24 protein-coding genes and 1 riboswitch are annotated in these 23,892 nt (G+C 39.8%); of the genes, 4 read left to right on the forward strand and 20 right to left on the reverse strand.

What is annotated here, in order from left to right; translation table 11 throughout:
• Positions 1-58: 58 nt before the first annotated feature.
• From purF to purE, 8 genes are read right to left on the reverse strand one after another with little or no spacing between them, the layout of a single operon-like run.
• Positions 59-1,468 (reverse strand): amidophosphoribosyltransferase, encoded by a 1,410-nt coding sequence (gene purF, locus NYE61_RS08850; RefSeq protein WP_095312628.1) that lies wholly within the window; start codon positions 1,466-1,468, stop codon positions 59-61.
• Positions 1,444-3,672, reverse strand: coding sequence for a phosphoribosylformylglycinamidine synthase subunit PurL (gene purL, locus NYE61_RS08855; protein ID WP_303447760.1), 2,229 nt, complete (start codon positions 3,670-3,672; stop codon positions 1,444-1,446). Before purL ends, purF begins: the two co-directional genes overlap by 25 nt.
• Positions 3,656-4,339: a phosphoribosylformylglycinamidine synthase subunit PurQ gene (gene purQ / locus NYE61_RS08860; protein WP_118890119.1), complete on the reverse strand. Its 684-nt coding sequence runs from the start codon at positions 4,337-4,339 to the stop codon at positions 3,656-3,658. Before purQ ends, purL begins: the two co-directional genes overlap by 17 nt.
• Positions 4,336-4,587 carry a phosphoribosylformylglycinamidine synthase subunit PurS gene (purS, locus tag NYE61_RS08865; RefSeq protein ID WP_095312622.1) on the reverse strand — a complete coding sequence of 84 codons (252 nt, stop codon included), beginning with the start codon at positions 4,585-4,587 and terminating at the stop codon, positions 4,336-4,338. The genes purQ and purS overlap by 4 nt, the downstream gene beginning before the upstream one ends.
• Positions 4,584-5,297, reverse strand: a complete 714-nt coding sequence (gene purC, locus NYE61_RS08870) for a phosphoribosylaminoimidazolesuccinocarboxamide synthase (protein ID WP_339317323.1) — start codon at positions 5,295-5,297, stop codon at positions 4,584-4,586. The genes purS and purC overlap by 4 nt, the downstream gene beginning before the upstream one ends.
• Positions 5,287-6,603: an adenylosuccinate lyase gene (purB, locus tag NYE61_RS08875; protein WP_095312618.1), complete on the reverse strand. Its 1,317-nt coding sequence runs from the start codon at positions 6,601-6,603 to the stop codon at positions 5,287-5,289. The genes purC and purB overlap by 11 nt, the downstream gene beginning before the upstream one ends.
• Positions 6,600-7,730, reverse strand: coding sequence for a 5-(carboxyamino)imidazole ribonucleotide synthase (gene purK, locus NYE61_RS08880; protein WP_095312617.1), 1,131 nt, complete (start codon positions 7,728-7,730; stop codon positions 6,600-6,602). The genes purB and purK overlap by 4 nt, the downstream gene beginning before the upstream one ends.
• Positions 7,717-8,211 carry a 5-(carboxyamino)imidazole ribonucleotide mutase gene (purE, locus tag NYE61_RS08885; RefSeq protein ID WP_095312615.1) on the reverse strand — a complete coding sequence of 165 codons (495 nt, stop codon included), beginning with the start codon at positions 8,209-8,211 and terminating at the stop codon, positions 7,717-7,719. The genes purK and purE overlap by 14 nt, the downstream gene beginning before the upstream one ends.
• Positions 8,212-8,352: 141 nt before the next feature.
• Positions 8,353-8,453: riboswitch (purine riboswitch) on the reverse strand.
• A gap of 282 nt (positions 8,454-8,735) precedes the next feature.
• Here purE and NYE61_RS08890 point away from each other — a divergent pair.
• From NYE61_RS08890 to NYE61_RS08900, 3 genes are read left to right on the forward strand one after another with little or no spacing between them, the layout of a single operon-like run.
• Positions 8,736-9,521 (forward strand): hypothetical protein, encoded by a 786-nt coding sequence (locus tag NYE61_RS08890; protein WP_095312613.1) that lies wholly within the window; start codon positions 8,736-8,738, stop codon positions 9,519-9,521.
• Positions 9,522-9,524: 3 nt separating this feature from the next.
• Positions 9,525-9,905, forward strand: a complete 381-nt coding sequence (locus tag NYE61_RS08895; RefSeq protein WP_095312611.1) for a GntR family transcriptional regulator — start codon at positions 9,525-9,527, stop codon at positions 9,903-9,905.
• Positions 9,902-10,591 (forward strand): ABC transporter ATP-binding protein, encoded by a 690-nt coding sequence (locus NYE61_RS08900; protein WP_095312608.1) that lies wholly within the window; start codon positions 9,902-9,904, stop codon positions 10,589-10,591. The genes NYE61_RS08895 and NYE61_RS08900 overlap by 4 nt, the downstream gene beginning before the upstream one ends.
• Before the next feature lie 172 nt (positions 10,592-10,763).
• On the opposite strand, the gene NYE61_RS08905 is transcribed toward NYE61_RS08900, so the two are convergent.
• Positions 10,764-11,810: an NADH:flavin oxidoreductase/NADH oxidase gene (locus tag NYE61_RS08905; RefSeq protein ID WP_339317327.1), complete on the reverse strand. Its 1,047-nt coding sequence runs from the start codon at positions 11,808-11,810 to the stop codon at positions 10,764-10,766.
• A 308-nt stretch (positions 11,811-12,118) separates the two neighbouring features.
• On the opposite strand from NYE61_RS08905, the gene NYE61_RS08910 reads away from it, so the two are divergent.
• Entirely contained in the window at positions 12,119-12,532 is a 414-nt protein-coding gene (locus tag NYE61_RS08910) for a MarR family transcriptional regulator (RefSeq protein WP_095312602.1), read from the forward strand.
• A gap of 88 nt (positions 12,533-12,620) precedes the next feature.
• Here the strand turns inward: NYE61_RS08910 and NYE61_RS08915 are convergent, their stop codons facing one another.
• The 11 genes from NYE61_RS08915 to NYE61_RS08965 form a co-directional block, all read right to left on the reverse strand.
• Positions 12,621-14,126 carry an AMP-binding protein gene (locus NYE61_RS08915; protein ID WP_303447766.1) on the reverse strand — a complete coding sequence of 502 codons (1,506 nt, stop codon included), beginning with the start codon at positions 14,124-14,126 and terminating at the stop codon, positions 12,621-12,623.
• Positions 14,127-14,887: 761 nt separating this feature from the next.
• Entirely contained in the window at positions 14,888-15,631 is a 744-nt protein-coding gene (gene fabG, locus NYE61_RS08920) for a 3-oxoacyl-ACP reductase FabG (RefSeq protein WP_303447767.1), read from the reverse strand.
• A complete protein-coding gene (locus tag NYE61_RS08925; protein WP_339317478.1) occupies positions 15,632-16,543 on the reverse strand; it encodes an alpha/beta hydrolase in 912 nt (303 codons plus the stop codon).
• Between the two features lie 11 nt (positions 16,544-16,554).
• Positions 16,555-17,562 (reverse strand): 3-oxoacyl-ACP synthase, encoded by a 1,008-nt coding sequence (locus tag NYE61_RS08930; RefSeq protein ID WP_303447769.1) that lies wholly within the window; start codon positions 17,560-17,562, stop codon positions 16,555-16,557.
• Position 17,563: 1 nt separating this feature from the next.
• Entirely contained in the window at positions 17,564-18,517 is a 954-nt protein-coding gene (locus tag NYE61_RS08935; protein WP_303447871.1) for a branched-chain amino acid ABC transporter permease, read from the reverse strand.
• A gap of 70 nt (positions 18,518-18,587) precedes the next feature.
• A complete protein-coding gene (locus tag NYE61_RS08940; protein WP_095312585.1) occupies positions 18,588-19,448 on the reverse strand; it encodes a branched-chain amino acid ABC transporter permease in 861 nt (286 codons plus the stop codon).
• Between the two features lie 11 nt (positions 19,449-19,459).
• Positions 19,460-20,167, reverse strand: coding sequence for an ABC transporter ATP-binding protein (locus NYE61_RS08945; RefSeq protein WP_303447771.1), 708 nt, complete (start codon positions 20,165-20,167; stop codon positions 19,460-19,462).
• Positions 20,167-20,919, reverse strand: coding sequence for an ABC transporter ATP-binding protein (locus NYE61_RS08950; protein WP_095312578.1), 753 nt, complete (start codon positions 20,917-20,919; stop codon positions 20,167-20,169). Before NYE61_RS08950 ends, NYE61_RS08945 begins: the two co-directional genes overlap by 1 nt.
• A 222-nt stretch (positions 20,920-21,141) precedes the next feature.
• Positions 21,142-22,347: a substrate-binding domain-containing protein gene (locus NYE61_RS08955; protein ID WP_187393178.1), complete on the reverse strand. Its 1,206-nt coding sequence runs from the start codon at positions 22,345-22,347 to the stop codon at positions 21,142-21,144.
• A gap of 99 nt (positions 22,348-22,446) precedes the next feature.
• Positions 22,447-23,454, reverse strand: coding sequence for a 3-oxoacyl-ACP synthase (locus tag NYE61_RS08960; RefSeq protein ID WP_095312575.1), 1,008 nt, complete (start codon positions 23,452-23,454; stop codon positions 22,447-22,449).
• Complete coding sequence (locus tag NYE61_RS08965; protein WP_187393182.1) at positions 23,451-23,870, reverse strand: MaoC family dehydratase; 420 nt, start codon at positions 23,868-23,870, stop codon at positions 23,451-23,453. The genes NYE61_RS08960 and NYE61_RS08965 overlap by 4 nt, the downstream gene beginning before the upstream one ends.
• Between the last annotated feature and the right edge of the window lie 22 nt (positions 23,871-23,892).

Consider the following 23,892-nt stretch of genomic DNA (forward strand, 5'->3'; position numbering starts at 1 on the left):
CCAGCTACGGTGTCACGTGTCTTCGCCTCGGTTATAGCTTTTTGGTCAAAACGTGCTGTTAGCACTTTGTATAATTTATTTCAGTTTCTCCATTTTCCATCACAGGATATCGCCCTGTCATGCATGCCATACAAACTCCTTGGTTAATCGTTTTGTCCTTGACAATTGCTTGTTCGAGACCTCTCTCTGATAAATAAGCAATACTGTCAGCTCCAATTATTTCACAGATCTCCTCTGGGCTATTATTAGCAGCTATAAGTTCTTTTCTCGTCGACATATCAATTCCATAATAGCAGGGATGCTGAATGGATGGTGATGCAATCCGAACATGGACCTCTTTTGCACCGGCTTGCTTTAACATTTTCACAATTCGCTTGCTCGTTGTACCACGCACAATGGAATCATCAATCATCACAATCCGTTTGCCTTCCACGATGCCACGAACAGGAGAGAGTTTCATTTTAACACCTTGCTCCCGTAACTCTTGTGAAGGCTGGATAAATGTTCTTCCAACATAGCGATTTTTTAAAATTCCCATTTCGTATGGAAGGCCACTTTCTTCTGCGTAGCCGATTGCAGCAGAAATACTGGAATCAGGAACTCCAATAACCATATCTGCATCTACTGGCGCTTCTTTTGCAAGTTCCACACCCATTTGTTTTCGTGATGCATGGACATTTACATGATTCAGATCACTGTCCGGTCTTGATAAATAGACATACTCCATTGCACACAATTTACGGCCACCGCGAGGAGCGAATCGCCTAATCTCTATGCCATCATCACTAATCGTTACAAGTTCTCCTGGTAAAACTTCCCGTTCAAAGGTTGCACCGATTTGGTCAAATGCACATGTCTCTGATGCAACAACATATGCATCACCAAGCTTGCCAATGGAAAGTGGACGAATTCCAGCGGGATCAAGGGCTGCATACATACGATCCTCTTTTAAGATTAAATATGCATATGCTCCAACAACTTGGTTGAGAGCAGTTGATATGGAGGTTTCATTTGTTCGCTGTCCTCCTCTTCGAATCAAGTGTGCAAGTACTTCCGTGTCAGATGATGTCTGTAGAATACTTCCTTCATCTTCAAGCTCCCCGCGCAGTTGGTGAGCATTCATGATATTCCCATTATGCGCAAGGGCCATACTGCCTGTTTGTGTACGGAAAAGAAGGGGCTGGACATTTTCGATTACTTTCCCGCCTTGGGTAGTGTATCGTACATGCCCAACTGCATTCCTGCCAGCAAGCTCTTCAAATTTTGCCTTTTTAAAAACATCATTAACCAAACCGAGCCCTTTATGTGCTGTTAATTCCTTGCCATCACTAACAACAATTCCTGCTCCTTCCTGCCCACGATGCTGCATAGAATGAAGCCCATAGTAGGTAAGTTCAGCCGCCTTGTCATGTCCCCAAATTCCAAACACACCGCATTCTTCGTTTATGCCTTTGATTTCAGCAAGCATGGGATCGCTTCCCTCCATAGTTTCTCTAGTTGGTTAACATTTTCCTGGATAACTGCTGCTTCATTGACAGTTATGCTTAATGTTTGATCATCGGTTACAACACCGATTTGCTTAGCGTCTTTTACTTCTTTCTCAAAGCGCGCTTGATCCTCAGCCTTTACTGTAACTATGAATCTTGACTGGGTTTCACTAAATAGCTCAACGGTAGCTTCTCCGCTCAGGTGTACGTCTGCACCTAGTCCTTTTCCAGCAAATACACTTTCCGCCAAAGCAACCGCAAGCCCGCCTTCAGCAAGGTCATGCGCAGATACAATTAATCCGCTTTGAATTGCTTCTAACAAATGCTTCTGCCTTGTTGCTTCCACTTCTAAATCGATAGCAGGTGCTTTCCCTTTATATTCTCCGTCAAGTAGATTTTGCAGCTCACTTCCACCAAATTCAATTTTTGTATGACCAATTAAATAGATAGCGTCCCCTGCTTTTTGGAAGAAGCTTGGTGTAATATGCTCCAATGACTCATGAAGTCCAACCATTCCAACAATTGGTGTTGGATAAATGGATTTACCTTTTGACTGATTGTATAAGGACACATTTCCACTGATTACAGGAGTTTCTAAGACTTCACAAGCCTCACTCATTCCTTCTACTGCTTTTTCCATTTGCCAAAACACTTCTGGATTTGTTGGATTTCCAAAGTTCAATCCGTCGGTTAAGCCAAGTGGTTTTGCACCAGAACAAACAATATTACGCGTCGCTTCTGCTACAGCAATTTTCCCACCTGTTTCAGGATCCAAATAAATATAACGAGAATTACAATCCGTTGTAATCGCCAATGCTTTATCTGTTCCTTTAATCCGAACAACTGCCGAATCAGAACCTGGTGTTACGACTGTATTTGTCTGTACCATTGAGTCGTATTGATCATAGACCCATTCCTTACTAGCGATTGTAGGTTGCTGTAATAATTGCTTTAGTATTTCCGCATGATCATTTACAAACGGGGCCGTATTTTCTATTTTCTGAAATTCTTTATAATAAGCTGCTTCTTTTGATGGCATATGAAACACTGGTGCATCATCCGCTAGTGAGTCTACAGGAATATCTGCCACAACTTCCCCGTGATGCTTAATACGGAATACTTTTTCTTCGATTACTTCACCAACAGGAACTGCTTTTAATCCGTATTTCTCAAAAATATCAATGATTTCCTGTTCGCGCCCTTTTTTCACACATAGAAGCATTCGCTCTTGCGATTCCGAGAGCATCATTTCATAAGCTGTCATATGTTGTTCTCGTTGTGGTACAAGATCCAAGTTCATTTCAAGTCCTGTTCCTGCTTTACTAGCCATTTCACTTGCAGACGACGTAAGACCAGCAGCACCCATGTCCTGCATTCCTACTAATGCATCGGAATGAATGACTTCTAAACACGCTTCAATCAGAAGCTTCTCCATAAATGGATCACCAACCTGAACGGCAGGACGATCCTTGGCTGCATCTTCCCCTAAATCATCAGATGCAAAGGTTGCCCCATGAATTCCATCGCGTCCAGTTGGAGGACCTGCATAAAGAATGGTATTCCCAACTCCAGCTGCAATCCCTTTTTGAATTTCATCATGGTTGATTAACCCAATACACATTGCATTTACAAGTAGGTTATCCTCATAGCTGTCATCAAATTGAACTTCTCCTCCGACGGTAGGAACACCAACACAGTTCCCATAGCCAGCAATCCCGTTCACAACTTCTGAGAAGAGATATTTCGTTCGATCGGTATTTAAGTTTCCAAAGCGCAATGAATTCATCGATGCAATTGGACGTGCACCCATAGAAAACACATCACGAATAATTCCCCCAACACCAGTTGCGGCTCCTTGATACGGTTCTACTGCAGATGGGTGGTTATGACTTTCAATTTTAAACACAACTGCCTGGTTATCACCGATATCAATAATTCCAGCTCCTTCTCCAGGCCCTTGCAGCACATGTGATGCCTTTGTTGGAAATTTACGAAGAAGTGGTTTGGATGTTTTATAACTACAATGCTCTGACCACATGACGGAGTAGATTCCAGTCTCTGTAAAGTTAGGAAGTCTCTTCAGAATATCCTTTATCATTTCAAATTCCTGATCACTTAAACCCATTTCACGATACAATTTATCACGTTCAATTTGCTCTGGACTGATATCATGCGTTTGCAGCATACATGTCCCTCCAATTCTGAATCATAGACTGGAATAGTCGTAACCCGTCATCACTGCCGAGTAACTGTTCCACAGCACGCTCTGGATGTGGCATCATTCCAAGTACATTTCCTTGTTTATTCATAATCCCAGCAATATCTTCAACCGATCCATTCGGATTGTTTTGATAGGTAAAAACAATTTGGTTATTCGCTTTAAGCTCTTTTAACGTCTCCTCATCACAGAAATAGTTACCTTCTCCATGAGCAATTGGAAAATGTACAACTTCTCCTTTGTCATATGCAGCAGTGAAGATAGTTTCGTTATTCTCCACAACAAGTGGTTCCTGATGGCACATAAACGAAAGTTTCTCATTACGCAGCAATGCACCAGGCAACAGACCAGCTTCCGTTAGAATCTGGAATCCATTACATACACCGAGCACTGGCTTTCCTTTTGCAGCATGTACTTTAATTTGCTTCATGATATCGGAAGTGGAAGCAACTGCTCCACAGCGTAAATAATCACCATAAGAAAAACCGCCTGGCAGCAATATTCCATCATAGTTCTCTAAATTGCTGCCTTCATACCATACAAGGTCAGCTTCTGTCTTTAAAACGTCTTTAACAGCATGATACATATCACGATCACAGTTAGATCCAGGAAAAACAATTACTGCAAATTTCACAGTGCTTCAGCCTCCTCCACATCGAAACGATATTCCTCGATTACTGGATTAGCTAGTAACTTGTCACACATTGCCGTAACACGTTCCGTTAAATCGGGTCCTTCTTCTACTTGTAATTCAATAAATTTCCCAACACGAGCTTCTTCTACTTCCTTATAACCTAAAGAATTTAATGATTCCTGAATTGCTTTTCCTTGTGGATCCAGAACACCTTGTTTTAATGTAATATAGACAGTTACCTTCTTCATGCTTTAGCCTCCAGCCGTTGTAATATTTCATTGTAAACTTCAATTAAATCTCCGTTTCCTTGACGAAAAACATCCTTATCCATCTTCTCTCCAGTCGTTCTATCCCATAAGCGGCATGTATCTGGCGAGATTTCATCCGCTAAAACAATATCGCCACACGCTTTTCTTCCAAATTCTAATTTGAAATCAACTAATGTAATCCCGATCGATTGAAAAAGCTCCAATAATTGGTGATTAATCTGTAATGCTTTTTGTTTCACTTCACTAATCTCTGCTTCTGTAATCGTTGTTACGTATAATGCATGCTCATCATTAATCAGCGGATCCCCTAGTGCATCGTCTTTATAGTAAAATTCGATGATTGGTTTTTCAAAAATTGTCTTCTCTTCAATCCCTAAACGCTTCGCAATACTACCGGAGGCTATGTTGCGAACAACGACCTCTAATGGAATGATTTCCGTTTGAATCACAAGCTGTTCGGTATCATTCAACTTCTCTATAAAATGAGTTTCAATTCCACTTTTATGAAGCTTCTGAAAGATTAAGGTTGAGATAGAATTATTCAATTCTCCTTTTCCTTCAAAGGATTCCTTCTTCTTTCCATTAAATGCTGTTGCATCATTTTTATAGGAAAGAACAAGTTCTCCAGGTCTTCCTTCTGCCTGATATACCTTTTTCGCTTTTCCTTCATACACTAGATCAGCCTTCATCCTGTACACCTCTTGATAATCCAATTCGCTCAAAAATGACATCAACATTTTTCAAATGATAGGTGTAATTAAAGCAATCATCTATTTCTTCCTGCGTTAATTTAGCTGTGATTTCTTCGTCTGCTTCCACAAGCTGCTTGAAAGGTGTTTCTGTTTCCCAAGCTTGCATTGCTTTTGGCTGAACGATATCATAGGCTGCTTCACGTGCCATCCCTTTATCAATTAATTTCAACAAGACACGCTGTGAAAAAATAACACCATGTGTTTTATCGATATTTCGTTTCATATTCTCCGGAAATACGGTTAAATTTTTCACGATGGTCGCAAAGCGATTTAACATATAATTCAGTGCGATTGTGGCATCTGGCAGAATGACACGTTCTGCGGAAGAATGGGAAATATCACGTTCATGCCATAGGGCTACATTCTCATATGCAGTCATCATATAACCACGGATCACACGTGCCATTCCGGTCATATTTTCTGACCCGATTGGATTACGCTTATGCGGCATAGCAGAGGAACCCTTCTGCCCTTTAGCAAACCGTTCTTCTACTTCACGGGTTTCTGTTTTTTGCAAACTGCGAATTTCCGTAGCAAACTTTTCAATTGATGTAGCAATTAACGCTAATGCAGAAATATATCCAGCATGGCGGTCACGCTGTAAGGTCTGGGTAGACACTGGTGCAGGCGTGATCCCAAGCTTTTCACATACATAGGTTTCAACAAACGGATCAATATTGGCATATGTCCCTACCGCTCCAGACAATTTACCAAATTCGATATTTTTCGCAGCCAACTCAAATCGCTCCAGATTACGTTTCATTTCTTCATACCAGAGGGCAAGCTTTAACCCGAAAGTAGTCGGTTCTGCATGGACACCATGCGTTCGTCCCATCATCACCGTATGCTTATGTTCAATCGCTTTGTTTTTCAAAATTTCAATAAAACGATGTAAATCTTTGCGAATAATTTCATTCGCTTGCTTAATTAAGTAACTTAATGCCGTATCGACAACATCTGTTGATGTTAATCCATAATGGACCCATTTCCGTTCTTCTCCAAGTGTCTCCGATACTCCCCGTGTGAAGGCAACAACGTCATGACGTGTCTCCTGTTCTATTTCGTAGATTCGATTGATATCAAAAGAAGCGTGCGCTCGTATTTTTTTTACATCATCAGCTGGAATAACACCCAACTCACTCCATGCTTCACATGCAAGAATCTCCACTTCAAGCCAAGCTTTAAATTTATTCTCTTCCGTCCAAATGTTTCCCATTTCTTCTCTTGTATAGCGTTCAATCATGCCATTGCCCCCTTGAAATGTTCGATCTGTTTCTGTAACGTTTCTTCGTTAGCTGCAATAAATGTGATATGTCCCATTTTTCGCTTTTCTTTTGGCTCGGATTTGCCATATAAATGAACAAAACCGTTCTCTGCCTGTGGCAATGCCTTGAATACGCCGTCCATATCCTCGCCTAAAATATTGATCATTACTGCTTCGTTCAGTAATTGAACCTCTACTAATGGAAGACCACAAATAGCTCGAATATGCTGGGTAAATTGAGATACATTACAAGCTTCTATCGTATAATGTCCAGAATTATGTGGTCTTGGCGCCATTTCATTTAAGAAAATGTCATCACCTTGTACAAACATTTCAATTGCAAATGTGCCAACAATATTCATTTTCTCTGCAAGGATTTTCGTTGCTTCATACGCTTTATTTTTAACAGTAGAACTAATTTTTGCTGGAACAGTTGTTTGATACAAAATATGGTCACGATGCTTATTCTCTGCAATTGGGAAAATTGTAATTTTTCCTTCGTGAGACCTTGAGAACACAACTGAAATTTCTTTATCAAACGTTATCCATTGTTCAATAATGCAATAGCCATGTTCCTCTGCAAATTGTGCTGCTCGGTCTGTGTCTTCAATCGAATTTATTTTAATTTGTCCTTTGCCGTCATAACCGCCACGACATGTTTTAATCACTGCTGGAATCGTAAATGTGTGTAATGCATTTCTACATTCTTCTGCATTTTTTACAATTGCGAAGTCGGGAATTGGTAAGTTCATTTCCTGCATTAAGTCTTTTTCTTTTTCACGGTTCTGTGTAACTTCAAGTGCATAGGTACCTTGTGGTAGCTTTCCTTGCTTTTCAATATAAGCAGCCGCTGTCAAATCAACATTTTCGAATTCATACGTGATAACATCACTAATTTCCGTTAATTCTTTAATTGCGTTCATATCATCATAAGCGGCAGTGATCTGAATATCAGCCACTTGGGCAGTTGGACAGTCAGGCGTAGGATCAAGCACTGCAACCTTATATCCCATATATCTAGCAGCGATTGCCATCATTCTTCCTAGTTGTCCACCACCGATGATTCCAATTGTATGTGGTGGAAGTATGGTTTTATTTTTCTCCAAGACCTTCCCTCATTTCCGATACATTCTTTCTCATTGTTTCACGATAGTTTTCTAGATTTCCAACAATCTCTTCATCGAATGTACTTATAATTTGCGCAGCAAGAATACCTGCATTTGTTGCCCCGGCCTTCCCTATTGCAACAGTAGCAGTCGGCACACCACCAGGCATTTGTACAATCGACAATAAAGAATCAAGTCCATTCAATGCCTTGCTTTGAACGGGAACACCAATGACTGGCAATGTCGTTTGGGACGCAACCATCCCTGGAAGATGAGCAGCTCCCCCAGCCCCTGCAATAATCACCTTCAAACCACGTTCACGTGCTGTTTTAGCATACGTAAACATTTCATCCGGTGTACGATGCGCAGAAATAACATCCTTTTCATATGGGACATTTAATAATTCAAGAATGTTACACGCATGTTCCATCGTGTCCCAATCTGAGATACTCCCCATAATTACGCCTACCTGAGTCATCAAATCCCTCTTTCTATCATGGAGTCATGTTGAAACATCAAAAAATAATCAATTAAAAAAGTCTATTCGTCTCCCTCAAAATGAGAGAAGATGAATAGACTTTTCAATCCTTCGATCAAGTGAAAACTTTTCATTGTTCTTACACAACGATTCACCTTCCCTCATAGTCCAGCATTTACGGTGCTGGGTAGAAACTTCTGAGCCATATTCTCAGTAAATATATGAGGAACTCTATTTATTTGTCGGATTAAGCATAACAAAACAAAACTAAAAAATCAACTGAATTTCATACGATGTTTTGTCATATTTAATTAACGTACGGATTTTACTGATATAGATGTTGTAATTCGCTTAAATTTATACAGTGTAATAATTAGATTGATTTATAATGAGCATTTCGGCAAAATAACCCATACTTCTAAATGCAGTCCTATTTTAAATTTGTTTCTGAATATTATTGACCTATAACAATGTATTAGTGTACTATTTAAATAGTACACTAATACATTGTTATAGGAGGATGAAAAATGAATGCATGGTTGTCGTTAACAAAGAAAGAATTCCAGCTTGGTTTTCCAGCTTTTCTCATTGCTTTGATATTATATTTAGGTATTTTGAGTGGTGGATATTTTACTGGTAATTATGCTGGTTACAGAGAAGGCTTGCTATCAGTGGCATTAGGGTTTGTGGTAACACTTCATATCTTTTTTCTACCGTTTTATTTATATTACAGCTTGAGCGCTGAAAGAAAGAGATTACACTTATGGCTGCACACGCCGATGTCGATTGCAGGATTGCTTTCTTCAAAAGTAGTTACAGGAATCACTTTTATGGTATCTACCTTTGCCGTATTCATTATCGGTTCAACGCAATTTTTCCTTCATACTTTCGATTTTTTTAATCAGGAAACAATATTTAATTTGTTAGGATCAATTACTGTCTTTGTGTTTACATTAGGATTCTTCATCGCAGCTCTCTTCCTATTTTTCTGGTCCATTTTCCTGACCTTTAGTCAGCTGATGAATGATTTTATCAGCTTCATCCTAACGTTTATTCTCTTCTTATTCATATCCTGGATCTATGGTTCTTTGATGGATCTATCCTTTATGCAAACATTAACAAATTGGGGAAGTATTCAAGTCAATGATATTATCGTTGGATTTGAGTTTGGTTATGTAGAGAATGCATTTGAAGCACAAGCAATGAGCGAATCATCTATCTTCTATATCGGGCATTTTGTTCGTGATATTGTTGTTGCAGTCATTATGTTTATTGCTGCTTGCTGGATTATTGAGAAAAAAGTTGAGGTGTAAGTTATGGCAGACATATTCCATTCATCCCAGCCAATTTACCAGCAGCTTGCGGAACGAATGAAAAAACAAATAATAAGAGGGGAACTGGCCCCAGGTGATAAGCTCCCTTCTGTTAGGGAGACAGGAATTGAAGTGAGTGTTAATCCAAATACAGTACAACGCACTTATCGGGAGCTGGAATCGATGCATATCGTAGAGTCCAGGCGCGGTCAGGGGACCTTTGTAACAGAAGATGAAGGAGTGCTTGAATCCATCCGTGAAGAAATGAAAACAGAATTGATGACGACCTTTTTTCAAGGAATGCATGAAATGGGCTATACGAACGAGGAAATCGAGCGTGGATTAATTGATTTTTTGAATGAGAAGGGAGAGCAAAAGGGATGATTACATTAACAAATGTCTCAAAAAGATATGGCACTAAAAAAGCATTAGACCATGTGAATTTAGAGCTGACACCGGGGAAATTAATCGGTCTAGTCGGTGAGAACGGAAGTGGCAAATCAACAACCCTAAAGCTAATCGCGGGGCTCAATCACCCAACAAATGGAGAAGTAAGGGTGAATGGAGAAAAAGTTACCCGCAAAATTGCGGATTCCGTATCCTATTTATCAGAGCTCGATGAGTATTATCGATTTTTCACGGTGAAAAGATCAATCGAATTCCAATCTAGTCAATTTAAGGATTTCGATAAGGAAAAGGCTTATGAAATTTTGAAATTTATGAAGCTGGATCCAAATGATAAATTAAAACATTTATCAAAGGGAAACCGCGGTCGACTAAAAATCGTACTCTCTCTAGCACGGAATGTACCAGTCATCTTGATGGATGAACCATTCTCCGGACTTGATCCAATGGTCCGCAATTCAATTGTGAAAGGGCTGATTTCCTTCATTGATCTTGAAAAGCAGCTTGTTCTTATCACGACACATGAAATTAGAGAAGTTGAAAATATTCTTGATGAAGTCGTAGCGATTAAAGCCGGTTCCATTATTGGACATCATAATGTGGAAGAACTGCGTGAACAGAAGCAAATGGGCATTGTTGATTGGATGACAGAGGTTTATGAGTAGTAGATACGAAACTCTTTAGAATCTTGTAAAATAAAGTGCGCAAGCTCTAACTGCCTATTTTTTGTTCGTCATGAAGCTGGTTCATAAATATTTTTGGTTAGTTTTACAATAGTAGCCCCCAAAGTAGATTCCAAATCTAACTTTGGGGACAACACTAATTAGGGAAAACTTTTTATCGTATTCCTCTTGAATATTGAAAAGGTGGATTAACTTTACGGGTCAATGTTTTTTCTGCGTGTAATGCCCAGTAAGGATCATTGAGCATGCCTCTTGCAATAGCTATCAGTTCAGCATCTCCATTAGAAATCGTTGCTTCTGCAAGATCAGGATCACTTAATTTCCCAACAGCGATAACTGGGAGACCTAATTGATTTTTAAATTCACGTGCAAATGGTACTTGATAACCTGGTGTGTTTTTAGGTTTTAACTTCCCAGGAAGTCCCTCACCACCACTTGAAACATGGAATACATCGACACCTGCTGCTTTAAATCGTTTCGCCATATTAATAGCATGCGGTAAGTTATAACCTCCATCTATATACTCAATAGCAGATAAACGCATAATTAAAGGCATTTCAGAAGGTATTACGCTCTTCACTGCTTTTACAACTTCTTCCCCAAATAAGGCTAAGTCTTCTCCATATTCATCCGTACGGTTATTAATGCTCGGTGACATAAATTGATGTAAAAGATATCCGTGTGCTCCATGCAACTCAATGGTATCAAAACCTGCTTTCACTGCTCTTTCAGCAGCATTTTTAAACTGTTGAATGGTTTCCTTAACTTCTTGGGTTGTTAAAGCTCTCGGTTGTTTTAGTTCACCGTTTATAGTCTCCTCCGGCAGAACCTCAACTGGAATATCGGAAGCTCCGACAGGCTGATTTGCATCTTCTGCTTTTCTACCCGCATGTGCAATTTGAATTCCAACTTTAGCGTCATATTTCTTTATCTGGCTAACAAGCCGTTGATAATGTGGAATTTGTTCGTCTGACCATAGACCTAAGTCGCGATTTGTAATACGTCCCTCGGGGGTTACACTTGTCATTTCCAAGATAATTAATCCGGCTCCCCCAACAGCTCTTGAAACGTAATGGACAGAATGCCAATCATTTGGAACACCATCTTCTTTATCAACCGAATACTGGCACATCGGTGGCATAACAATACGATTTTTTATAGTTAAGTTTTTGATAGAATAGGGACTAAACATGTTACTCATTATGAAAACTCCTTATTGATTAAGATTATTTTTAGAACTATTTTTTCATTACAATGTAATAAAAGTGTTCATCAGTTGTTCTATTTAGCTAAGGTATGGAGAGTAATTAATGAATCCAAAATTTAAATATAAAAGGTTGAAATATCTCTATGTATGCATCACTCCTTTAATTTGCTTGCGCATACATATAAATAACATTAAAAGATTCTTTAACCACCTATCTACACTTTATTATTTGTTTGCGCATGCATATAATATAGCATATGATATAATGAAGTCAATAATTTAAATCGGAGAGGAATATCAACATGTATGATAATGAATTATTTGATACGTGGCTCAAGTTAACTAAATATCATAATCGTCTCTTAAAAGCGATAGATTATACACTTCAAGATCACTTTCAATTAGGGATTAATGAGTTTTATCTTTTGTATTTTCTTGCCCAATCCGAAAACAAAAAAATGAAGCTTTTGGATTTGGTGCCAAAAGTGGGGCTTAGTCATAGTGCTTTATCTCGGTTGGTAACAAGATTGGAAAAGCATCGTGGAGAATCTTTAGTGCAGCGTCAAACAGATGAAAATGATAAACGATCAGTCTATGTTCTTTTATTAAAAAAAGGGCAACTACAGGTTGAAGAGATGTTAATACTGTTAAATAACAGTTTACAAACTCAAATAAGTATAAAAGATATTCATGACATAAAAAGGCTTATTGAATAGTTTCGCAGTGCTTTTAATATATCCCCGTAAAATAGGGTTCATTGACTCCATTTACGGGGATAGCTAGTTTTATAACATACAATTTTAATTATGAAATTGTGCTGTCGGTATGATTGCTATACTTAAGCTTTAGCGTTTTTTTATTTACTTTACCAACACCGGTTTTCGGCAACTCAGTTAAGAAGAAAAACTGTTTCGGAACCTTATACCGTGTTAACTGCTGTTTACAGTAGTCTTCCAATTCCTCTACAGTCAATACCTTCTCCGTGACAATACATGCCACAACAGCCTCTCCCCACTTTTCATCCGGCAATCCAATTACTGCTGCTTCATCGATAGCAGGATGTGCCTCCAGCCAATGCTCTATTTCTAATGGATAAACGTTTTCTCCTCCTGTTATAATCATGTCTTTCTTTCTCCCGACGATATAAAAATAGCCATCTGCATCCTGTCTTGCAATGTCCCCAGTTCGGATCCACCCATCAATCAACGTTGTTTTTGTTTCTTCAGGTCTATTCCAATAGTATGTAAAGGCATGACTTCCACGAATATATAATTCCCCCACTTCATCAACAGTTGTGATAACTTCTTCATCTTTCATAATTTTAATATCATTAAAAAGCATTGGTTTGCCAACGGAGCCCAATTTATGCATGGCATCCTTGGGATCGATGTAGAAATTATTCGGACCAGCCTCTGTCAACCCATACCCTTCTTTAAAAGCAATCCCCTTTTTCGAAAATGCCTCATAAACTTTATAAGGACATGGCGCTCCGCCAGACACAAACACCTTCATATCAGGAAATGTTGCTGTTTTAAAGGTTTTTGTTTCAATCATCATGTGGTACATTGTGGGCACAAACATAGCAATTGTACATTTATACTGGAGTAACTCCTCTATTACTTGACTTGCATCAAAATTTGCTAGGAGAACTACTTTACCGCCGCTTAATAATAATGGTAAGGACAATACATTAAGACCACCAGTGTGAAACATCGGTAAACAAGTAAGCGTCGTATCCTCTTTACTTAGCCCCCAGCTAACGATTGTATTTAAAGCATTCCATAAAATCGATTTATGGGATAGCACAACCCCTTTTGGACATCCGGTAGTTCCACCAGTATAGATCATTGCTAGTGGATCTTCCTCATGCAGAGTTCCATCAAAAGTAGCTTGTTCATAATATAGATCGTCGATATAATTACTCGTATCAATAGTAATATACGTTCCATTTGTTTCAGCAGCATCTAGATTCGCCTTGAAATCTGGATTCACCCCTATAACCTTTGGGTCACAATCATTTATACAATAATGCAATTCAGCTTTTGCAACTCTCCAGTTTAACGGGACGAAGATTGCGCCAATTTTCATGGAAGCAAAGAAAAAATCAAAATAACTAATATGATTAGGAGCTAAGATAGCAACTCGGTCACCTTTCCGCACTCCTTTTGTATGAAAAATATTTGAAACTTTTATTACACGCTCATATAACTCTTCATATGTCCATGATTCTTTTGTTTCTGAATCAATAATCGCAATATCCTTCGGTGTTAACTGAACACGGCTCTCAAACCAATTAATATCATATAGCATCCTCGCCACCCCTTGCCCAACTAAGTAATTACGTTCAGTATAAATCGATCTAGTTACAGGGGAGTTACACCAGGGTCTCGGTACTTCACTAGCGTGTTTGATAACTCTTAGGGCGTTGAGTTACCGAACGGAGGGATATTTAGATCATTTGGTAACTCATTAAGGGCATAAGCGCCCGAAATCACGGATTTCTTGGCCATTCGGTAACTCATTGAGGGCATAAGCGCCCGAAATCACGGATTTCTTGGCCAGTTGGTAACTCATTGAGGGCATAAGCGCCCAAAACCACGGATTTCTTGGTCATTTGGTAACTCATTGGGGGCATAAGCGTCCGAAATCACGGATTTCTTGGCCAGTTGGTAACTCATTGGGGGCATAAGCGCCCGAAATCACGGATTTCTTGGCCATTCGGTAACTCATTAAGGGCATAAGCGCCCAAAACCACGGATTTCTTGGCCAGTTGGTAACTCATTGAGGGCATAAGCGCCCAAAACCACGGATTTCTTGGCCAGTTGGTAACTCATTAAGGCCATAAGCGTCCGAAATCACGGATTTCTTGGTCATTTGGTAACTCATTGGGGGCATAAGCGCCCGAAATCACGGATTTCTTGGCCAGTTGGTAATTCATTGGGGGCATAAGCTAGATCATTCAGTAACTGATCAAGATGAAGTACGTTTAGTATAAAGGGAGCAAGAATTACAAACCCAAGTAAAAACAGGTGATTCACCAGCCCACCAGACTGTAAATCACCTGTATTCAATTACATCATAATTCCTCCATCAACATGTAATGCATGCCCGTTTACATAATCTGATTCGTCTGATGCAAGAAACAGATATGCATTCGCAATATCTCTTGGTCTTCCTAGGCGCTGTTGTGGAATTTGGGCTTTCATTTGCTCAATGACTTTGTCTGGAACTGCCTCCACCATGCTTGTCTCTGTAAAGCCTGGAACGACAGCATTCACGTTAATCCCTTTGCGACCAAGCTCTTTTGCCCACGTCTTTGTCATCCCAATAATTCCAGCCTTTGCTGCAGCATAATTTGTTTGTCCAACATTGCCATATGCGCCAGATACCGAGGACGTACTAATAATTTTTCCTTTACCCTGCTCTATCATCGCTGGAAGAACTGCCTTCGTACAGTTAAAAACACCGGTTAAATTCACCTCAATTACTTGCTGGAACTGTTCTACTGACATTTTTGAAAGCATCGCATCCCTTGTTATTCCGGCATTATTAACCAAAATATCAATTTTTCCAAATTCACTTTTGGCACGTTCAGTCATTGAATTCACACTATCCGCATCTGATACGTTCACTGGAATAAACTTACATTCTATCCCTTCAGCAGCTAACTCCTGCTCACGTTTCTCACCAACTTCATGGTCAAAATCTGCAAGTACAACCTTTGCCCCTTCACTTGCGAACACCCTGACAGCCTCCAGTCCGATTCCATTTGCGGACCCGGTTATAATTGCAACCTTCCCCTCAAGTCTCCCCATCTATAAAACTCCTTTATTCGTAGTCGATCCAACGAAGAACGTTTCCATTGCGTCTAATAATTGATCAAGATCATCAATTAAAGGAGAATGTCCACATTTCTTTAACTCCCTATGCACTGCTTTGTCACCAAAATCCGCAATTAATTCATCTGTCATATCCTTTGTTACAACCATATCTGTTTCACCCCATGCGATCATGACAGGGATATCAATATCCTTGACTTGATTCGTACCTGCAACAAGACCGTTATGAACATCGCTAATATTAAATATGTTTAATGCTTGATAGCATTCTGCTAAATTGCGTTGCGTTGTCATATCCTCTAAATATTTCTGATAGCGTTCCGAATCAGGCTTGTTGTCAATGTAGATAACCATATCCCACATTTGCTTTAAGAAATCGTAATTTAACGTATCATACGCTGTTTGTACAATTTTCGCCTTATCACTCTCACGTACTTCTTCTATCGTACGAAGACGGTTGATTGTATCTGGAAGCCCGTCTTCTCCAATTGGATAGTAAGCATAACCCCTGGATGAACCTGAAGCTAGCAAAAACAAACGATTGCAGTAGCCTGGATAATCGGCACAGAATTGCTGACAAACCGTTCCACCAAGTGACCAGCCTACAAGTGCAAAATCTCTCAATTGCAATTCATCTACAAAAAGCTTCAGATCATCCGCAAAATCTTTAATCTCTGTTATCGGTTGATAATAGCTGGAATTTCCAAATCCTCGCTGATCAATGGCATACACCTTATAATGAGGTGATAAATTTTCAATCACGACATCCCAATGGACCGAAGATGTCATATTTCCGTGAACAAGTATTACAACATCCTCACCACCAGCTCTTTCCTGATAAGCAATCTCCTCACCGTTTGCTAGTAAAACCTTTTTCACATCAATCATTTTACTCACCTCTAATTTCCCCATTTTAAAATCGTTGCACCCCATGCATAGCCAATTCCTGCAGACACAAAGACAACAATAGATCCATCTTTAAGCTTTCCCTGTTGTTCAGCAAGCTCTAACGAAATGATCTGATCTATCTGGCCAATATGGCCGTAGTTCTCCAAATAAACCGATTTGTCCAGTGAAACTCCAAGTTGATCTAAGACATATGTATGTGCAGATCGCTTCATATGAAGCATCGCAACATAGTCAATGTCTTCTTTACGATAGCCGCTTTTATGCAATGCTTTCTCGATACATGCGATAAAGTTAACCATTGATTTTTCTTCTAATCGTTGCTTCATTCCAAGTGGATCTGGCACATCAAATTGATGGAGACCTTCCTCTAATGATTCTTTGGTCATTGGGTTCTTTGTTCCACCAGCTGGAACAATCACATCTTCGGAAAATGCCCCATCGGTAATCATGTGCGTGCCGAGCAACTGGTTTTTCACATCGCCTTTTTGCAGAATGATTGCTCCACCACCTGCACCTAAATTAAACATAAACCTTGTGTTGGGATTCTCATAGTTTATCAGATCTCCGTTTCGATAGCCTCCTGCGAGCAGTACGGTTTGAATACTATCATCTGCAATCATCATATCTTTAGCAACTTTTAATCCCATTACCGTCGTTCCGCATCGCAATGCTGTATCAAAAGCCCATGCATTACTTGCACCAATCTCATATTGCAGCTTAATTCCGGCTGTCCAAACGGGGTATTCTTTATATTCTTCCCCAATATAGATGACAAGGTCAATTTCCTTTGGATCGATTTCTGCTTTTTCAATTGCTGTCCTTGCAGCACGAATCCCCATTTCCACCGTGTGGTCTGCAATACCCGGGGCCGGCTTTTCCTTTATCCCCATTTTATGTTCGACAACCTCTAGTGGAAGTCCTGCCCGCTTTGCTATTTCACCTGATGTTATTCTTTTTTCCGGAATATAGACACCCGTACTTAAAATTCCTATTTGCATATCACGAAGCCCTCCTCCCCTTATTTTCATTTGGTTTTCGATTATCGCGTAACCCTTTTAATGGACGATTTGAAAACCTCGATTGAATGGTCCCAACAATGCCAAGCGGAAAGAAAATAACAACTAGAATATAGACAGTTCCATACAGGATAATCCAACGCTCGAATATCCAGTGTACATCTGCTAAACCAGATAACCAATGATGCGCAAATTCAACTAAACCGGCACCCAGTATCGGTCCAACTAATGTCCCAACACCACCAATAATCGTCATCAAGAGGACATCAATCGTAAGGTCGGTCGCAAATACACCCGTATTTACAAAACGAAGCGAAAGTGCATATAAAACACCTGCAAAGCTAGCTACTACCCCTGCTACAACACTGGCAATCACTTTATAATGAACTATTTTATAGCCTAATGATTCTGTACGGTTTTCATTTTCACGGATGGCCATTAATACTCTGCCAAATGGAGATTTCGTAAATCGTCTAAGCCCAAAAAATATTAAAATCAGAGATAGCAAGCAGAACATATACATACTTTGTGAATCACGGAATATCTCTGGAAGTCTAAATGTAAATCCATCATTTCCTCCTGTTAAGGTGCGCCATTTTTCAGCGGCAACTAAGAATAACCCGGCAAGAGCCAATGTGAGCATCGCATAAAAGTGGCTCTTCAGCCTTAATGTTAAAACACCGACGATAAAACTTACAAAGGCTGCGAGAATCACCGCTATAACGACCCCAAAAAGAAAAGAACCTATTGTTGAATCAAACTTACTCATTGTAATTGCCGTTGAATACGCTCCTATTCCGAAAAACATCACATGCCCAAATGAAATAATCCCAGTAAATCCTAGCAAAATATCATAACTCATGGCAAAGATCGCAAAAATAAATATTTGGATAAAAATAAATTGCATGCTTCTGCCCGTAAGAATAAATGGCACCATAAACAATAACAAACTAGCAATTAAATAAATCCAGGTACTTTTATCTACATTACGTAAATTCACTTCGTCCTCACCCCTTCACCTGAAACAAGCCTTGTGGTCTGAAAATGAGTACAATCGTCATTAATAACATGTTCACTGCCAAGGAAAGTGCTGGTACATAATAAGCCATAAAAGCCTGTGCTAAGCCAACTAATATAGCCGCAAATAAAGAGCCAGAGAAGCTGCCCATCCCACCGATAACAACAACGATAAATGCGAGAATGGAGAATTCCAATCCCATTTCTGCATAAATAACACCAGAATACACGGAATGAAGCACGCCACTTAATCCTGCAAGCCCAGCTCCAACCATAAAGACAAGCATAAATACGAGCTTAATATTGATCCCAAGCGATTGAATCATTTCCTTATCCATAACACCTGCTCGTACAATCAATCCAATTCGTGATTTTTTTAAGATAATGGTTGAAATAACAAAGATCAGTATGCCGATTGCAATAATAAACAATCGATACTTAATTAAGACAATGTCACCAACAATAAAGCTTCCTGCAAGAATATCCGGTGGAAAAACTGCTTTTTGATCTGGTCCAAACACCACTTTAATTAACTCTTGCAAGACAAGCATAAATCCGAGGGTAATCAATATCTGCTGAATATGATTTCCGTATACTGGCCTAACAATCAGCCTCTCCGTTACGAGTCCCAGAAGCAATCCTATACTGATTGCAGCAATAATTCCTAAGATAAAGCTGTTACTCATTTGAAAAACCCAAACACCTGTATAAGCACCCCAGATAAATAAGCCACCATGAGCAAAATTCAGCACGCTCATTAAACCAAATATAAGTGTTAATCCGGCTGCAAGGAGGAATATTAGCATGCCCGTCGCAAGCCCATTGATTACTAAGCTTATTAATAAATCCATTCCAATCCCTCCTATGCAATACCAAGGTATTTTTTCATTGTTATCTTGTCTTCCTTCAATTCTTCCATTTTCCCGTGGTGGACCGTAGCGCCATCATCAATAATATAAAAATGATCGCCGATATTACTTGCCATCATAAAGTTTTGTTCCACTAAAACAATTGTCGTTTGCTCCTTCATTTGCTGAATCGACTCAGTCACCTTATCAACGATGATTGGTGCGAGTCCCTTACTCGGCTCATCAATCAGTAATAGATCATTTCTATTGACATATGCCCTGGAGATAGCAAGCATCTGTTTTTGCCCGCCACTTAATTGGCCGCCTTCTTTCTTCCAAAACTTCTTCAAATCCGGAAACAGTTCAAGCACCCATTCCATCCGTTTTGTTGTTTCTTCGTCTTCTTTTTTCATCGCTACGCGCATATTCTCTCCTACGGTCAGGCCATTAAAAATCCCTTGATCCTCCGGTACGTAACCAATACCTCTATTTGCAATTTGATGTGTGGATCGATTTGAAATTTCCTCTCCTTTAAATCGCACCGTCCCTTTAGATACTTGATTTAATCCCATAATCGTACGCAATGTGGTTGTTTTCCCAGCACCATTTCTTCCTAATAGAACAGTAACCTCACTCTTTGGAACTTCAAAAGAGATATCATGTAAAATATGATAATGCTGAATAAATGCTTCGACTTGTTTTAGTTCGAGTAAGCTCTCCATTAGACACCACCTCCTAAATAGGCGGATTGAACCGTTTCATTCTCCACAATTTCATGTGGTGAACCTTGCGCAATTAATTCTCCGTGGTATAGAACGAGCACTTCATCTGATAATCCCATAATCATATCCATTTTGTGCTCGATGAGGACGATTGTCTGTTCTCCTTGTTGTTTAATTTTATTAATTACATCGATGATTGCCGGGACTTCCTCTAAAGACATACCTGCCGTTGGCTCATCCAGCAGCATAATCTCTGTATCTAAGGCTAGTAACATAGCAATCTCAAGCTTTCGTTTTTCTCCATGTGCCAAATTAACTGCAATCGATTTTGCCTTATCCTTCAAAAAGACAACTTCCAGTAGCTCATAGGCCCGTTCTTCAAATTTCTTATAATGTAAATAATGAGAAAGCATATGATATCGAACCTTCGCTTGTGATTGAACTGCTAAACGGACATTTTCTAAGACGGTTAGTTTTGGAAAAACATTCGTAATCTGAAACGACCTTCCAATTCCCATACGTGTACGTTCGGTTGTAGAAAGCTTTGTTATGTCATGATTTTTAAAATAGATGGAACCATTTGTGGGTGAGAGCTGTCCGCTAAGCAGGTTAAAAAAGGTGGTTTTTCCTGCACCATTAGGCCCGATAATCGAGGTGAACTTTTTCTCGGTAATTTGTACAGAAACACGATCTACTGCTACATGCCCACCGAATGCTATCGATAAATCCTTTGTTTCCAAAATTGCTGCCAATTTTCTTCCTCCCCTACAGCATGATGTATTACAAAGGCTCAAGGAGCGCCCATTTAGGGCGCTGGAGCCAGACGTGGTAAATTATGATAAATCAGCATGATTGCGCCTAATTTTATACATTCTTATCCTTAGAGAAATCCCTTTAGGTAAGGATATGAAAGATTTGTCCTATTTTCTGTATAATACTCTAGCAATTTATCTTGCCTGTAACGCGTTTTACAACTACTCATTCATAATTGGCGGTGCTGTTTCTTCCGGTGTTAGAACACGTTTTAATACTGGAACTGGATAATCAAATTCATCACTTTCCTCTAATGTTACCGAATACATTTCCTGCAATGCTTGATGATCTTCTGGACGGAATGTCATTGTTCCTTTTGGTGTTTCAAAGCTCATTCCTTCCATCGCTTCAATTAATGTTGCACCGTCTGTATCACCATCCGTTTGCTTAAGCGCTTCCACAATTGCGAGAGCTGAACTCATACCTCCAGCTGTAAATAGATCTGGTGCTTCACCATCATATTGTTTTTTATGCTCTTCAACTAACCAGTCATTCACTTCATTATCCGGTAGTGTATGATAATAAAGCGTAAAACCTTCCATCCCTACTAAAGGCTTCATAGATGGCAATGTTGCATTATCGGCAACACCTGTCGTTACTTTAATTCCTTGCTCTTCCACACGCATATCTACAATTTGATTCCATGGTGTATTTGCTCCCGACCACACAACGAAAAGATAATCTGGTTTCTTTTCAATTATTTTTTGGATATTCGCTGTAAAATCGGTTGCTGCTTGATCGGCATATTCCTCATGAACAAGCTCTGCCCCTAATTCCTCTGCAGCTTCGATAAATGCTTTTGCCCCATCATGACCAAAGGAGTAATCTGGTGCAAGCGTTGCTATTTTAACTCCTTCACCCGCTACTGCTGCAGCGGCTGCAATGGCATCCTGTGAGGAATTTCTTGCCGTACGGAATACGTAATCATTGTACTCAGAGCCTGTAATACTATCAGCTGCAGCTGGTTCAACAATCATGATTTTTTCGTATTCTTCTGCTAATGGTGTTACAGCTAGCGTATCGCCTGAGCTTGATGATCCAACAAGAAAATCTACCTCATCATCTTCCAGTAGCTTCAATGCCTTTTGCCGTGCAATCGTCGGGTCTGTCTCTGTATCTTCAAAAATATATTCGATTTTCTTGCCTGCAACTTCCATCGTTCCGTCTGTAGCATATTCCATTCCTAATTTAAATCCTCTTTCTGTCATGCCACCGTATGTTTCTAATGCCCCAGTTGCTGAAATAAGTACACCAACCTTGACTGTATCCTTTGTTTCACTGGATGCCCCTTCACTATCTCCACAAGCTGCTAGTACACCAATGATCAACACTGCAATCAAAACAACTCCAAATCTCCTAGCTATCATTACTTTTTGCCCCCTTTGAATAGAATCGTTTTACCTACAATCATCATAAAATTTTCAAGTTACAAGGAAGTTACAGTGCATTGCGTAAACCTACGTCTTTTACACAGCCATCCCAAACCAACGAATCGCAGTAGCAGCCCACGTATAGCCAGTTCCGGCGGAAACAATAACAGCGATATCCCCGTTCTTCAATAATCCGTTTCGTTCTGCCAGATGAAGCCCATAGCATGGATCAAGTGCAGACATATGTCCGTGATGTGTTAAGTAAACAGCTTGATCCTCCTTTAAGCCAACTCCTTCAAGCATCTCACGGAACATGGATTTCTTTGTATGCAATGGAAAGAGCATTTTCAAATCATCTAGTCTTACTCCACTCCTTTCTACCGCTTGTTTGATCACACGCGTAAAGTTCGGTATGGAGACCGGATCAAGCCTCTCTTTCATTCCTAGTGGGTCGGGTACATCAAGAAAGTGTAGTTTCTTCTCTACCACTTCCGTACTAACAGGCTGGACAGACCCTCCTCCTGGAACAAGTACATCACCGCTAAACGAACCATCCGTGATAATCGATGAAGCAAGAATCTCACTTTTTGTCGCATTTCTCGATACTAATGCAGCGGTCCCACCATCCGCAAAATTAAACATAAACCGTGAACGAGGGTTCTCGTAATTGATTGTCATGGACTCTTTTGATCCGCCAACGAGTAAAATATGGTTAACACTTTCATCGGAACGAATCATGTCTTTCGCCACTTTGACTGCGATTGGAAAACAAGAGCTTACATTCATCATTTCAAAGGCATATGCACTAGTTGTTCCAAGCTCATATTGTGCTTTAGAGGACGCTGTCCAAATTGGATAGTCCTTGTAGGGGCTACCAAAATAAATCACAACATCAATTGCTTTCGGATCGATATGCCTTAAAATTTTCTTACCTGCTGCAATTGCCAAATCGGATGCATGCAAATGATCCGGAGCAATTCGTTTTTCATAAAGACCAAACTTCTCCACAATAACCTGCTCTGGTATCCCAGTTTTAACTGCTAAATCTACTGCAGTTTCTTTCAATTCTGGTTCATAAATACTGGTTGCTTGTATGCCAATCATCGATTACGCTCCTTTTTTGGTAGTTTCATAACCCCTTCGCCATCCAATACGATTTCTCCATGTTGATTTAAACAGGTCGTGGCCAACGTTAGCAGCCTTTTTTCATCTTCTACCTTGATGACCTCTGCTCTAGCTGTAATCGTATCGCCAATATAGACAGGCTTTTTAAAGGTTAAGGTTTGTGATACATACACAGATCCAGGACCTGGCAAATGCATTCCTAATAATCTCGATAGGAAGCTTGCAGTTAGTAGCCCATGACTAATTCGTTCTCCAAAAAATGTCTCCCTTGCATACTCCTTATCCACATGTATCGGGTTATAGTCTCCACTTAAACCTGCAAAAATAGTAAAATCTGTTTCTGTTATTGTCCTCGAAAAAGCTGCTGCATCACCAACTGCAAAATCCAATGTAATTCCCCCTTTAGGCTAGTTTGAT

The organism is Oceanobacillus sp. FSL W7-1304 (assembly GCF_037969805.1).
Classification (GTDB): Bacteria; Bacillota; Bacilli; order Bacillales; family Amphibacillaceae; genus Oceanobacillus; species Oceanobacillus profundus.

Excerpts from the sequence above, each read along its gene's own strand:
- purC (WP_339317323.1), bottom strand. The coding sequence starts at position 5,297 with ATGAAGGCTGATCTAGTGTATGAAGGAAAAGCGAAAAAGGTATATCAG.
- NYE61_RS08930 (WP_303447769.1), bottom strand. The coding sequence starts at position 17,562 with ATGCAAATAGGAATTTTAAGTACGGGTGTCTATATTCCGGAAAAAAGA.
- fabG (WP_303447767.1), bottom strand. The coding sequence starts at position 15,631 with ATGGGGAGACTTGAGGGGAAGGTTGCAATTATAACCGGGTCCGCAAAT.
- purL (WP_303447760.1), bottom strand. The coding sequence starts at position 3,672 with ATGCTGCAAACGCATGATATCAGTCCAGAGCAAATTGAACGTGATAAA.
- purB (WP_095312618.1), bottom strand. The coding sequence starts at position 6,603 with ATGATTGAACGCTATACAAGAGAAGAAATGGGAAACATTTGGACGGAA.
- purS (WP_095312622.1), bottom strand. The coding sequence starts at position 4,587 with ATGAAGAAGGTAACTGTCTATATTACATTAAAACAAGGTGTTCTGGAT.
- NYE61_RS08900 (WP_095312608.1), top strand. The coding sequence starts at position 9,902 with ATGATTACATTAACAAATGTCTCAAAAAGATATGGCACTAAAAAAGCA.
- NYE61_RS08910 (WP_095312602.1), top strand. The coding sequence starts at position 12,119 with ATGTATGATAATGAATTATTTGATACGTGGCTCAAGTTAACTAAATAT.
- NYE61_RS08955 (WP_187393178.1), bottom strand. The coding sequence starts at position 22,347 with ATGATAGCTAGGAGATTTGGAGTTGTTTTGATTGCAGTGTTGATCATT.
- NYE61_RS08945 (WP_303447771.1), bottom strand. The coding sequence starts at position 20,167 with ATGGAGAGCTTACTCGAACTAAAACAAGTCGAAGCATTTATTCAGCAT.
- NYE61_RS08925 (WP_339317478.1), bottom strand. The coding sequence starts at position 16,543 with ATGATTGATGTGAAAAAGGTTTTACTAGCAAACGGTGAGGAGATTGCT.
- NYE61_RS08895 (WP_095312611.1), top strand. The coding sequence starts at position 9,525 with ATGGCAGACATATTCCATTCATCCCAGCCAATTTACCAGCAGCTTGCG.
- NYE61_RS08960 (WP_095312575.1), bottom strand. The coding sequence starts at position 23,454 with ATGATTGGCATACAAGCAACCAGTATTTATGAACCAGAATTGAAAGAA.
- NYE61_RS08940 (WP_095312585.1), bottom strand. The coding sequence starts at position 19,448 with ATGGATTTATTAATAAGCTTAGTAATCAATGGGCTTGCGACGGGCATG.
- NYE61_RS08915 (WP_303447766.1), bottom strand. The coding sequence starts at position 14,126 with ATGCTATATGATATTAATTGGTTTGAGAGCCGTGTTCAGTTAACACCG.
- NYE61_RS08935 (WP_303447871.1), bottom strand. The coding sequence starts at position 18,517 with ATGGTGCCATTTATTCTTACGGGCAGAAGCATGCAATTTATTTTTATC.
- NYE61_RS08905 (WP_339317327.1), bottom strand. The coding sequence starts at position 11,810 with ATGAGTAACATGTTTAGTCCCTATTCTATCAAAAACTTAACTATAAAA.
- NYE61_RS08890 (WP_095312613.1), top strand. The coding sequence starts at position 8,736 with ATGAATGCATGGTTGTCGTTAACAAAGAAAGAATTCCAGCTTGGTTTT.
- purF (WP_095312628.1), bottom strand. The coding sequence starts at position 1,468 with ATGCTTGCTGAAATCAAAGGCATAAACGAAGAATGCGGTGTGTTTGGA.